Genomic DNA, 10,722 nt, shown 5'->3' with positions numbered 1-10,722 from the left:
TGCGGGTGGGAGGTTAGTGCTCCAGGCGTCTTTCCAGCCACGCCAGCGCACCGGCCGCATCCGTCACTCGCTCCACGTCGGGCTTCCGCGGCGGTCGCACGATCAATACCGGCAGAGAGAGCGTGCGGGCGGCGGCGATCTTCCCGTAAGTAGCGGGGCCGCCGGAATTCTTGCTCACCAGAATTTCGATCCGCCGCTCGGCGAGAAACGCCGCTTCGGCGACTTCGTCGAAAGGTCCGCGCGCGGCGATTTCCGTGAGGCGCGGGACCGGCAGCGCATCACCGACCGGTTCGATCGCGCGGACCACGTAATCGTGCTGCGGGGCGACCGCGAAGGCGCCGACTTCGAGGCGGCCGATGGTGAGGAACACACGGCGGGGAGCGGTGCCGAGGCAGGCCGCGGCCTCCGCCATGGTATCGACTTCTGTCCAGACATCCCCGGCCTGCCGCTCCCAGGCTGGGCGGCGGATGGCGAGAAGCGAAACGCCGACTGCCTCGCAGGCCAGTGCCGCATTGGCGCTGATCCGGGCCGCGAAGGGATGCGTCGCATCGATCACCGCCTCGATGCGGTTTTCGGCGATCCAGGCGGCGAGGCCTTCAACCCCGCCAAAACCACCGATACGGGTGCGCACCGGTTCACGCTTCGGTGCGCTGGTGCGGCCGGCAAGCGACAGAATCGCATCGATCCTCGAATCGAGACCTTTGACCAATGTGCTCGCCTCGGTGGTGCCGCCGAGGATCAAAACTCGCATCGTCGCCTTCTCCCATGGCAGCCTTGTCCATGAGCCCTGCGCCCGTGTCGAGCACGCCCCCCTGGCTCAGCATCGTCGGAATTGGAGAGGATAGCCGCGCGGGCCTCAGCCCTGCCGCTGCCGCCGTCCTCGACGCGGCGGAGGTGGTGTATGGCGGCGCGCGCCATCTCGCCCTCGCCGCACCGGTGACGGCGGAGACCCGGATCTGGCCACGCCCGATCTCCGACGCCTATCCGGGCCTCCTCGCCCGGCGTGGCCGGCCCACCTGCATCCTCGCAACCGGCGACCCGTTCCATTACGGCATCGGCGCAGAGATCGCCCGACTGCTTCCGGCGGCCGAGATGCGGGTCTTCCCACACCCTTCCGCCTTCAGCCTCGCAGCGGCACGGCTCGGCTGGCCGCTGGCCGAGAGCACCTGCCTCACCCTGCACGGGCGGGCGCTGGAGCGGATCGTGCCTCATCTCCAGCCCGGCGCCCGCCTCCTCGTCCTGACCTGGGACGGGACCACGCCGCAGGCCGTCGCGACACTGCTCACTGAGCGCGGCTTCGGCCGCTCGCGCCTCACCATTCTCGAAGCCATGGGCGGGCCGCGCGAGAGCCGTCGCGAGGCCGTGGCCGACGCCTTCGCCCTCACCGGCATCGATCCGCTCAACACGCTGGCGGTGGAGATCGTCGCCGATGCGGACGCACGGGTCGTCACGCTCAGTCCCGGCCTCGACGACGCCTGGTTCGAGAATGACGGCCAGCTCACCAAGGCCGACATCCGGGCCGTGACGCTTGCCGCCTTGCGGCCACGCGCCGGCCAGCTTCTCTGGGACATCGGTGCGGGAGCCGGCTCCATCTCCATCGAATGGATGCTGCGCCACCCGAGCCTGCGTTCGCTCGCCATCGAGGCGAACCCGTTGCGCGCGGCCCGGATCGCACGCAACGCCGCCCGCCTCGGCGTGCCGGACCTGCGCATCGTGGAAGGCGCGGCGCCCGCTGTTCTCGACGGGCTGGCCCCGCCCGACGCGATCTTCATCGGCGGTGGCGTGGCGGGAGATGGCGTACTCGCCAGCGCCGTCGATGCCCTTGGGCCGGGCGGTCGGCTGGTTGCGAATGTCGTCACCCTGGAAGGCGAGGCCGTGCTACTCGCCGCCTTAGCCCGCCACGGCGGTCGATTGAAGCGCCTGTCGATCGCCCATGCCGATCCGGTCGGCCATCTCCACGGCTGGCGCGCCGCGATGCCGGTGACGCAATGGGCCTGGACGAAGCCGTGATTCGCCGTCTGCCGGGGACTGATCGGGTGGGAGGGCGGCTCCGAGACGAGCAGACCATATCCGGCATTGCCCCCCTCTCCCGCTCCTCTCTGCAGGAGGGAGGAGATGCAATCTCATCGGACCAGTGCCGCCATATCGAGAGTCCTGACGGGCAGGAGCGACGCTCCCTCGTCGCTGGGATCGGCTTTCGACACGGAGCCGGAGCAGACGAGATCATCGCCCTGATCCGCCGCGCGCTCGCGGAGAGCGCTCAGGCGGCGGACCGCCTCGCCGCCATCGCCACCGCCGAAGACCGCGTTGGCGAGCGGCCGATCCGCGAGGCAGCCGCCGCGTTCGGCATCGTCCCCACCGGAATCTCGCCCTCGGCCCTGACCGCCGTAGACCGCCACGTACCGACTCGCTCGATCCGGATCGAGGCGAGCCGGAATGTCGGGTCGGTGGCGGAGGCCGCCGCCCTGGCCGCAGCGGGCGACGGCGGGATCCTAATTCTGCCGCGCATTGCTTCTCCAGCGGTCACATGCGCCCTTGCGCTTCCCGTACATTTCGCCACTCAGGCGCCATGACCGTTCATTTCATCGGCGCCGGCCCCGGTGCCGCCGACCTCATCACCGTGCGCGGGCGCGATCTCATCGCCCGCTGCCCCGTCTGCCTCTATGCCGGGTCGCTGGTGGCGCCCGAGATCCTGTCTTGGTGTCCGGCCGATGCCCGCATCGTCGACACCGCCCCCTTGGACCTGGACGGGATCGTGGCCGAGATCGTCTCCGCGCATGAGGCCGGTCGAGACGTGGCACGCCTGCATTCCGGGGACCTCTCGATCTGGAGCGCCCTCGCCGAACAAACCCGCCGCCTCGACCGGATCGGCATTCCCTACACGGTGACGCCGGGCGTACCGTCCTTCGCCGCCGCCGCCGCACTGCTCCGGCGTGAACTCACCGTTCCGGGCGTGACGCAATCGGTGGTCCTGACACGCACCTCCGGCCGGGCGAGCGCCATGCCGGAGCGCGAGACGCTCGCAGCCTTCGCGGCCACCGGCGCGACGTTGGCCCTGCATCTCTCCATCCACGTGATCGAGACCGTGGTGGCCGAACTGGTGCCGTTCTACGGGGCGGATTGCGCCGCGGCCGTAGTGTTCCGGGCAACCTGGCCGGACGAGCGCGTCCTTACCGGGACTCTCGCCACCATCGCCGAGGAGGTGCGCTTCGCGTCCATCGAGCGGACGGCCCTGATCCTCGTCGGCCCCGCCCTGGCGGCCGATGAGTTTCGCGAGAGCGCACTCTATTCCACCGACTACGACCGGCGTTTCCGCCCCACGGGGCAGCCGGTTCCGAAGGCCGGCGCATGACGATGCCGGGAAGGCCGAATCCGCCGGGCCTGCTCGTCGCCGCGCCGCGGTCGAGTTCGGGCAAGACCACCGTGACGCTGGCGCTGATGCGGGCGCTTGCCCGACGTGGCCTCGCCGTCCGCGGCGCCAAATGCGGGCCGGACTATATCGACCCGGCCTTCCATCAGGCAGCGACCGGTCATCCCAGCGTCAATCTCGACAGTTTCGCCATGCCCGATGCCATGCTCGATTCGGTGGCGACGATGGCTGGGCGAGATGCCGATATCGTGATCGCGGAAGGCTCCATGGGCCTGTTCGACGGCATCGTTGCAGGCGAGGGCCGCACTGGCGCCAATGCCGACATCGCGGCGCGCTACGGTTGGCCCGTGCTTCTTGTGGTCGACGTGTCGGGCGCGGCGCAATCGGCTGCGGCCGTGGCGCTGGGCTGCGCCAGCTACGATCCGCGCATCCGCATCGCCGGAGTGGTGCTCAACAAGGTCGCCAGCCCCCGCCATCGTCGCCTCGTGGAGGCCGGGCTCACGCGGGTCGGCATCCCGGTGCTCGGCGTGCTCATGCGCGACGCGACCCTTGCCCTGCCCGAGCGCCATCTCGGTCTGGTCCAGGCCCGCGAGACCGGCGATCTCGACGCCCGCCTCGATCGCCTCGCCGATCTCGCCGAGGCTAGCCTCGATCTCGATGCCATCCTCTCAGCGGCAGCGGGGCGCTTGCCCGACCTGGCGGAGCTGACCCTGCCCCCTCCTCCGGGACAGCGCATCGCCGTCGCCTCGGACGAGGCGTTCTCATTTCTGTATCCGCATATGGAAGCCGGCTGGCGCGCCGCGGGCGCGGAAATCGTCGCTTTCTCGCCCCTCGCCGATGAAGCCCCGCCCGACCGCTGCGACGCCTGCTGGCTCCCGGGCGGATATCCCGAACTCCATGCCGAAAGGCTGGCGGCGGCCGCGACGTTCCTCAATGGACTGAGGAGCTTTGCCCGGCACAAGCCCGTTCATGGTGAGTGTGGCGGCTACATGGTGCTCGGAACCAGCCTCGAGGACGCTGCCGGGATTACGCATTCGATGGCGGGGTTGCTTCCGGTCGCAACCTCATACAAGGCGCGTCGACTGCATCTCGGTTATCGCGTCGCGACGTTGATCGCCGATGGAACACTCGGTCGAGCCGGCGCCCGGCTCATCGGCCACGAGTTTCACTATGCCAGCGAACTCACCGCGACACCCGGTCCTGATATCGCATTAGCGAATGTGACTGATGCCGAAGGTATTCCGCAAGGACTGGCCGGACATCGGTTCGGGCAAGTCTCAGGCAGCTTTTTTCATCTGATTGGATAGCGAAAAGGGATCATGCGCTCACGGGCACTTCTGCGCGTTTTCCCATCTTTGCGGCGGTGCGAACGATCGCTAATACGTCACGCCGTAGCTGATCGTCCTCGATCAAGGCATAGGCTCGCAGCAACTCGATCGCACCCTGAGCGCTCAAAAAACCGAACACATCCGACTGAGTTCCTTGGGTCTCGTCTTCCTCGAAGAAAGCGGACACGGGCACTTCAAGGAGACGTGCGATCTCGCGGAGACGTCCTGCGCCGACCCGGTTCTGCCCCTTCTCGTACTTCTGCACCTGCTGAAATGTAACACCGACAGCGGTTCCGAGCGCAGTCTGGCTAAGGCCACGAGCCTTGCGCAAGGCTGTGATCCGTAGCCCGACTAGGCGATCGACGTCGGTCGTTTGCTTTGGCATCATCACTCGTTTCAGTGCTCAATACGGTCGTTCGCAACCGTTCCGATCTTTGCGGTCGACACGCCATCTTCGATATGACTGACTCGGCTTGCCCGAGGGTCAAATAGAACATGGCCTATCAGGCACCCTGAGGTATCCCAGAATAGACCGAAATCTCCAGGGTCGTTCCGCAGGGCAACGATCAAAACGACGCATCAAAATGCGCAAAACAGCTTGACCACAAACTAGGCATGGATGGCAAGAGTGGCGGCAAGCTTGGCGTTGCGAACGATGCATGGCAGGAAGCGGCCCTCTTTCTGAGAGAAGGAACCAGTCTTATCTCGGAGTCTTAATATAACACAAAAAGCGTCATTTTCGTATCCAGAAAACTAACTGTTTCCATTCATTTCTCAAGCCATCCGAGTCGAGCTAGAATGAGGTGCTCGTAATTTGCCGACAACGGGAAAAGGGTTTCCATGTTCATCGCCATGAACCGATTCAAAGTCGTGAAAGACGCAACGGCAGAATTCGAGCAGGTATGGCTCGGACGCGACAGTCAACTGGGCGAGATGGATGGGTTCGTCGAGTTTCAGCTCCTGCGCGGCCCGGAGCACGAAGACTACGTATTGTATGCATCGCATACCGTCTGGGCTTCCAAATCCGCATTCGAGGTGTGGACCCGGTCGGAGCAGTTCCGCAGGGCGCACAGTCGGGCACCGTCGACGAAGCCCCTCTACCTCGGTCATCCACAATTCGAAGGCTTCGAGACGATTCAGACCCTGACGAAATCTCCGTCGGAGACGCATTCCGAGGCGGTCGTCTGAGCGAATAAGAGACGCGATGTTGCTCCAGCCTCACCGGCCGAGTTTCGGCAGGAATGCCGCGGCGAGGCCGATGAGGGGAAGGTAGGCGCAGAAGCCGTAGACGAACTCGATACTGGTTCGGTCGGCGACTTCGCCAAGGACAGCCGCGCCCAGCCCACCCATTCCAAATGCGAAGCCGAAGAAGAGGCCGCCCACGAGACCGATACGTCCGGGCAGGAGTTCCTGTGCGTAGACCAGGATCGCCGGCATCGCCGAAGCCAGGATCAGCCCGATCGCCACGGTCAGGATCACGGTCCAGACGAGATCGGCATGGGGCAAGGCGAGGGTGAATGGAAGTACCCCGAGGATCGAGGTCCAGATTACCGGTTTGCGACCGAATCGATCGCCGATTGGTCCACCGAGGATGGTGCCCGCTGCAGCAGCGCCCAGGAAGACGAACAGGTAGACCTGGCTCTCGGCCACCGGCAATCCGAAACGGTGGATCAGGTAGAATGTGTAATAGGACGAAAAGCTTGCCATGTAGAAATATTTGGAGAAGATGAGTGCCAGCAGGATCGCGATGGTGGCGACGATCTCTCCTTGCGAGAGATCCGGTTCTGGTACGCTACCGGCTCGTCTCGTCGGTCGCGCCGTTCCTGCCAACCGCTTGCGATACCAGCGTCCCACCAGTGTCAGGACGCCGATCCCCGTGAGAGCGGCGAGAGAGAACCAGGCGATGCTGGACTGACCTTTCGGCACGACAATGAAAGCGGCCAGAAGCGGGCCGAGCGCCGTTCCAGCATTGCCGCCAACCTGAAACAGCGATTGCGCCAAGCCGAAACGTCCGCCCGATGCCAATCGTGCCATCCGGGTGGCTTCGGGGTGGAACACAGCAGAGCCGAGGCCAACGAGTCCCGCAGCGATGAGCAGCATCCCGTAGGTCCAAGCGACTGAGAGCAGCATCAGCCCGACCAGCGAAGAAGCCATGCCGAGAACCAGTGAGAAGGGCATAGGCCTACGGTCGGTCTGTAATCCGACAAGGGGCTGCAGCACCGATGCGGTGAGTTGGAACACGAGAGTGATCAATCCGATCTGCCCGAAATCGAGCCGGAAGCCGGTTTTCAGGAGAGGGTAGATCGCCGGCAGAAGCGACTGGATCAAGTCGTTGAGAAGATGCGACAGGCTCAGCGCGCCGAGGACAGCGAAGGTCGGCGCCGTCGTATCGAGGCGCCTGGCGGAATCAGGTTGCGTTGTGACGACCTGCATTTCAGGTTCCAGACACTTCGATTCGCACATCGTTGGTTTCCATGCGCCCGACGACTTTGGAAAGCACCGTCACGGCAGCTCGTCGCACGACCTAATGGACTTTCCCTGCTCCAGCGATCCCGATCGCGCCGTCCAATGACTGCCAATGACGGAATCGTGACTGCCCCTGCAGATTTGTCCGGAACCTCTGAACCCAAAACCTGCACCACAAACGTTAAGAGGTTAACGAAGTCCTGCAGCGGATCTTCTGCCTTCGATCAACTCGATCGGTGGCAAGCGGCAGGGTCACAGCAAGCTTCCGGGAACGGAGTTTCAACACGTCGCACAGGCCCGACGCTTGCTGTCATTCCAGACGTCAAGAGGGTCGGCCGGTCGTTTGTCCCGTTCCGACACAGTCGCAGCTTCACTCCGGTACATAGCGCCCCAGATGTTCCAGCAACGTCTTTCCGACATCTACCAGAGCCCGCCGGCAATGCATCGCGGCAGGCGGGAAGCATGGGCGGCCGTTCTGCCTAAACGGTGGCGAGGTGCGTTCCGGCTCGGTCTATCCACCGCATTGGCTGCGTCGGATTTGGTGACGATCGTCGCGACGGCCTATCTTGCCGAAGCGATCTACTACAAGTTCGCTTTCGACCGGCAGCTCTCCGTGGGCATGACCGGGAGCTTTCAGCTGGCGGGGCTGGTCTCGGTCTTCGTTCTCCTGACCAACTTGGTGCGTGAAGAGTACAACATAGATGCGCAACTCACGCGCGGCCCTCAGCGTCGCCGCATGGCTGGTCTTTGGCTGACGGCCTGGGGGATCGTCCTCGTCGTCGGCTTCGCGACAAAGACGACGAACGACTTCTCACGAGCAGTCGCCATCGGTTTCTTCCTCGCCGGGCTGCCTGCCCTCTACCTGTCTCGCCTCGCGATGGTCGGCCTCGTCCGGCGCGCAACCAGCCCGAGTTCGTCCTCGATCAACAGGATCCACCTCGTCGGTTTCGAGGAAGACATTGCCGGCTTCTACAACAGTCACGACACGGAGGAACTCGGCCTGCGCGTGGTAGGCACGAGCTACCTTCGCCGCATCGACGCTCGAGAAGAGGCGTCCGTGCGTCAGGCTCAGATGTCGGAAGATCTGGACCTCGCCGTCTCCGTGGTGCGCTTCCTTCAGCCTGACGACGTCTTCATCCTGGTGCCCTGGACGGATGCGACGGATATCGAACGATGCGTCGATGCATTCCTGCGCGTCCCGGCCGCCCTGCACCTCCGTCCCAGCTCGGTGATGGACCGTTTCCCCGATCTCAGGCTGGCGCGGGTCGGTCGTCTGTCGGGCATCAATATTGGTCGCCGCCCGCTCAATTTCGGTGAGATCGCCCTCAAGCGAGGTATCGACATGGCCCTGGCGGCCGTTGCGCTGATCCTGCTGGCTCCCCTTTTCGCGTCCATCGCCATGCTGATCAAGTTCGACAGCCCAGGCCCGGTCTTCTTCCGACAGCGCCGCTATGGCTTCAATCAGCAGGCATTCGGCGTGTTCAAGTTCCGCAGCATGAAAACGGAGCACAACGCCGTCTTCCGTCAGGCGACGCGCAACGACTCACGGATCACGAAGATCGGTGCCATCCTGCGGCGCACGAACCTCGACGAACTGCCCCAGCTCATCAACGTCCTCAAGGGCGAGATGTCCCTGGTGGGCCCGCGCCCCCATGCCCTCGCCCATGACCGCAGCTTCGAGCGCCGGATCGCGCATTATGCCCGCCGCCACAACGTCATGCCGGGCATCACCGGCTGGGCTCAAGTCAATGGTTTGCGCGGCGAGACCCTGACCGATCTCGACATGGAACGGCGCGTGAACCACGACCTGCACTACATCGACAATTGGTCGATCTGGCTCGACATCCAGATCATGATGCAGACGATCGTCTCTCGTCGGGCCTATCGCAACGCACGCTGATGCCGGGCACCGGCGCGTTAAGATCGTGACTCCCGCCCGAGGCAGGCGCCGCATTCGCCCTCCACTTCCAGGATCCGGCTCGACGGCTTGAAGCCCGCCTTCGCCAGAGTCCTGTCGAGCTGATCGTCAACCTCCGGGGAGGTGGTCTCGTCGATGCTGCCGCAGGTGCGGCAGATCAGAAAGACGAGCCCGGCGCCTTCGCCGTGCTGATGGCCGCAGGAGACGAAAGCGTTGCGGCTGGCAATGCGGTGAACGAGACCGTTCTCGGTGAGAAAGTCGAGGGCGCGATAGACCGAGACAGCAGCGACCCGGCGGCCCTGCCCACTCAGGCGCTCAGCGATGTCGTAGGCGCCGAGCGGTTTGGTCTCGGTCGCCACCGCTTCGAGCACGTCTCGGCGAAGCCGGGTGAATTGCAGATCGCGCTCTGCACAGAGACGCTCCGCCCGCGCGAGGGCGTCTACGGAATTGCCGCAGCAGGTCGCGTGTTCGTGAACGGCACCAAGGTCGTGCACCCCATCCTCCCGTGATCGCCGATCGATGCGTTCCAGCACGTTGAACTCACGCGATGTTACAGTGTATCAGCACAAGAGATAGTTCGCCGCTCCCGTTCGGGCAATTCGCCCCCTCTTGGTACCCGAACCGCCGTGACGCGCCCTTTCCAGGTCAAGCCCTTCCCTCGCCGCTCTCTGTTCCGGGCCGGCGCATCCTCGCGACTGCTGATCGCCGCGATCCTGTCCGGGCTGGTCTGGGGCGCGATCTTCTGGGCCATGGGATAACGATGACACACGCCCTCGTCGGGGATGCCCCAGTTCAGCCCGGCGCCATTGCCTTGCGTGGTCTGACTCTGGGCTATGACCGCCATCCCGCTGTCCATCACCTCGATGGGATCATTCCCATCGGAGCTCTCCTGGCCCTCGTCGGCCCCAACGGTGCAGGCAAATCGACGTTGCTGAAGGGCATCGTCGGCGAAATCCGATGCCTCGATGGACGGATCGACCGGCCCGGTGCCGATTCCATCGCTTATCTGCCTCAGGCCGGGGAGATCGATCGCAGCTTCCCCTTGAGCGTCATCGATCTCGTGGCGATGGGACGCTGGCGCCGCCTCGGTGCCTGGCGCAGTGCGGCGCCGGATCACCAGACCCTGCTGCGGGCACTCTCGGCCGTGGGCCTCCTCGGCTTCGAGGACCGCCTGATCGGGACCCTGTCGGGCGGACAGTTCCAGCGCGCCTTGTTCGCGCGGCTCATCGTGCAGGATGCGCGCATCATCCTCCTCGACGAGCCGTTCACCGGTATCGACGGTCGGACCACCGCCGATCTGATCGCCCTGATCCGCGACTGGCACGCCGAGGGTCGCACCATCGTCGCCGCGCTACACGACATGCATCAGGTCAGAGGACATTTCCCAACGACGCTTCTCCTCGCCCGTGAGCCGGTGGCGTGGGGCGACACCGAGACGGTGCTGACCCGGGAGAACCTCGCCCGCGCACAGGCCCTGTCCGAAGCCTGGGACGAGGATGCCGCGATCTGCGGGCGCGGCGACGGTCACCACCACGGAGCGCCCCCCTTCAGCGACGGGCATCGCCACATCCACGGCCACGATCACCCCCATGGTCATGATCATCGTCACGACCATGGGCACGCCGCGTGATCGATCTTCT

Annotated in this window: 12 protein-coding genes; 8 read left to right on the top strand and 4 right to left on the bottom strand. The window is 65.0% G+C overall.

Going from position 1 to position 10,722, the window contains the following annotated elements; genetic code table 11:
* Positions 1 to 13: 13 nt before the first annotated feature.
* Positions 14 to 751, bottom strand: a complete 738-nt coding sequence (locus tag ACFQ4G_RS00880) for a cobalt-precorrin-6A reductase (protein WP_238207005.1) — start codon at positions 749 to 751, stop codon at positions 14 to 16.
* A gap of 14 nt (positions 752 to 765) precedes the next feature.
* Between ACFQ4G_RS00880 and cbiE the strand changes: the two genes are divergently transcribed.
* From cbiE to ACFQ4G_RS00860, 4 genes are read left to right on the top strand one after another with little or no spacing between them, the layout of a single operon-like run.
* Positions 766 to 2,010 (top strand): precorrin-6y C5,15-methyltransferase (decarboxylating) subunit CbiE, encoded by a 1,245-nt coding sequence (cbiE, locus tag ACFQ4G_RS00875; protein WP_379039501.1) that lies wholly within the window; start codon positions 766 to 768, stop codon positions 2,008 to 2,010.
* Positions 2,007 to 2,573, top strand: a complete 567-nt coding sequence (locus tag ACFQ4G_RS00870) for a cobalamin biosynthesis protein (RefSeq protein ID WP_379039499.1) — start codon at positions 2,007 to 2,009, stop codon at positions 2,571 to 2,573. Before cbiE ends, ACFQ4G_RS00870 begins: the two co-directional genes overlap by 4 nt.
* Positions 2,570 to 3,352, top strand: coding sequence for a precorrin-4 C(11)-methyltransferase (gene cobM / locus ACFQ4G_RS00865; RefSeq protein WP_238207009.1), 783 nt, complete (start codon positions 2,570 to 2,572; stop codon positions 3,350 to 3,352). The genes ACFQ4G_RS00870 and cobM overlap by 4 nt, the downstream gene beginning before the upstream one ends.
* A complete protein-coding gene (locus ACFQ4G_RS00860) occupies positions 3,349 to 4,677 on the top strand; it encodes a cobyrinate a,c-diamide synthase (RefSeq protein WP_238207011.1) in 1,329 nt (442 codons plus the stop codon). The genes cobM and ACFQ4G_RS00860 overlap by 4 nt, the downstream gene beginning before the upstream one ends.
* A 10-nt stretch (positions 4,678 to 4,687) precedes the next feature.
* On the opposite strand, the gene ACFQ4G_RS00855 is transcribed toward ACFQ4G_RS00860, so the two are convergent.
* Positions 4,688 to 5,086, bottom strand: coding sequence for a helix-turn-helix domain-containing protein (locus ACFQ4G_RS00855; RefSeq protein WP_238207013.1), 399 nt, complete (start codon positions 5,084 to 5,086; stop codon positions 4,688 to 4,690).
* Between the two features lie 452 nt (positions 5,087 to 5,538).
* Between ACFQ4G_RS00855 and ACFQ4G_RS00850 the strand changes: the two genes are divergently transcribed.
* Entirely contained in the window at positions 5,539 to 5,886 is a 348-nt protein-coding gene (locus ACFQ4G_RS00850; protein ID WP_238207014.1) for an antibiotic biosynthesis monooxygenase family protein, read from the top strand.
* Positions 5,887 to 5,916: 30 nt separating this feature from the next.
* Here the strand turns inward: ACFQ4G_RS00850 and ACFQ4G_RS00845 are convergent, their stop codons facing one another.
* On the bottom strand, positions 5,917 to 7,131 hold the full coding sequence (locus tag ACFQ4G_RS00845) for an MFS transporter (RefSeq protein WP_238207016.1): 1,215 nt from the start codon (positions 7,129 to 7,131) through the stop codon (positions 5,917 to 5,919).
* Positions 7,132 to 7,558: 427 nt separating this feature from the next.
* Between ACFQ4G_RS00845 and ACFQ4G_RS00840 the strand changes: the two genes are divergently transcribed.
* On the top strand, positions 7,559 to 9,064 hold the full coding sequence (locus ACFQ4G_RS00840; protein ID WP_238207017.1) for an exopolysaccharide biosynthesis polyprenyl glycosylphosphotransferase: 1,506 nt from the start codon (positions 7,559 to 7,561) through the stop codon (positions 9,062 to 9,064).
* 17 nt (positions 9,065 to 9,081) lie between these two features.
* On the opposite strand, the gene ACFQ4G_RS00835 is transcribed toward ACFQ4G_RS00840, so the two are convergent.
* Positions 9,082 to 9,576 (bottom strand): Fur family transcriptional regulator, encoded by a 495-nt coding sequence (locus ACFQ4G_RS00835; RefSeq protein WP_238207018.1) that lies wholly within the window; start codon positions 9,574 to 9,576, stop codon positions 9,082 to 9,084.
* Positions 9,577 to 9,708: 132 nt separating this feature from the next.
* Between ACFQ4G_RS00835 and ACFQ4G_RS00830 the strand changes: the two genes are divergently transcribed.
* Positions 9,709 to 9,840, top strand: coding sequence for a hypothetical protein (locus ACFQ4G_RS00830; RefSeq protein ID WP_379039495.1), 132 nt, complete (start codon positions 9,709 to 9,711; stop codon positions 9,838 to 9,840).
* 2 nt (positions 9,841 to 9,842) lie between these two features.
* Positions 9,843 to 10,712, top strand: a complete 870-nt coding sequence (locus ACFQ4G_RS00825) for a metal ABC transporter ATP-binding protein (protein WP_238207019.1) — start codon at positions 9,843 to 9,845, stop codon at positions 10,710 to 10,712.
* Positions 10,713 to 10,722: the final 10 nt, after the last annotated feature.

Source organism: Methylobacterium marchantiae (genome assembly GCF_042679825.1).
Taxonomy (GTDB): domain Bacteria; phylum Pseudomonadota; class Alphaproteobacteria; order Rhizobiales; family Beijerinckiaceae; genus Methylobacterium; species Methylobacterium marchantiae.
This window is presented reverse-complemented; position numbering and strand designations above follow the sequence as displayed.

Coding starts and splice junctions, on each gene's coding strand:
- ACFQ4G_RS00850 (WP_238207014.1), top strand. CDS start 5,539: ATGTTCATCGCCATGAACCGATTCAAAGTCGTGAAAGACGCAACGGCA.
- ACFQ4G_RS00845 (WP_238207016.1), bottom strand. CDS start 7,131: ATGCAGGTCGTCACAACGCAACCTGATTCCGCCAGGCGCCTCGATACG.
- ACFQ4G_RS00825 (WP_238207019.1), top strand. CDS start 9,843: ATGACACACGCCCTCGTCGGGGATGCCCCAGTTCAGCCCGGCGCCATT.
- ACFQ4G_RS00855 (WP_238207013.1), bottom strand. CDS start 5,086: ATGATGCCAAAGCAAACGACCGACGTCGATCGCCTAGTCGGGCTACGG.
- ACFQ4G_RS00880 (WP_238207005.1), bottom strand. CDS start 751: ATGCGAGTTTTGATCCTCGGCGGCACCACCGAGGCGAGCACATTGGTC.
- ACFQ4G_RS00860 (WP_238207011.1), top strand. CDS start 3,349: ATGACGATGCCGGGAAGGCCGAATCCGCCGGGCCTGCTCGTCGCCGCG.
- cbiE (WP_379039501.1), top strand. CDS start 766: ATGGCAGCCTTGTCCATGAGCCCTGCGCCCGTGTCGAGCACGCCCCCC.
- ACFQ4G_RS00840 (WP_238207017.1), top strand. CDS start 7,559: ATGTTCCAGCAACGTCTTTCCGACATCTACCAGAGCCCGCCGGCAATG.
- cobM (WP_238207009.1), top strand. CDS start 2,570: ATGACCGTTCATTTCATCGGCGCCGGCCCCGGTGCCGCCGACCTCATC.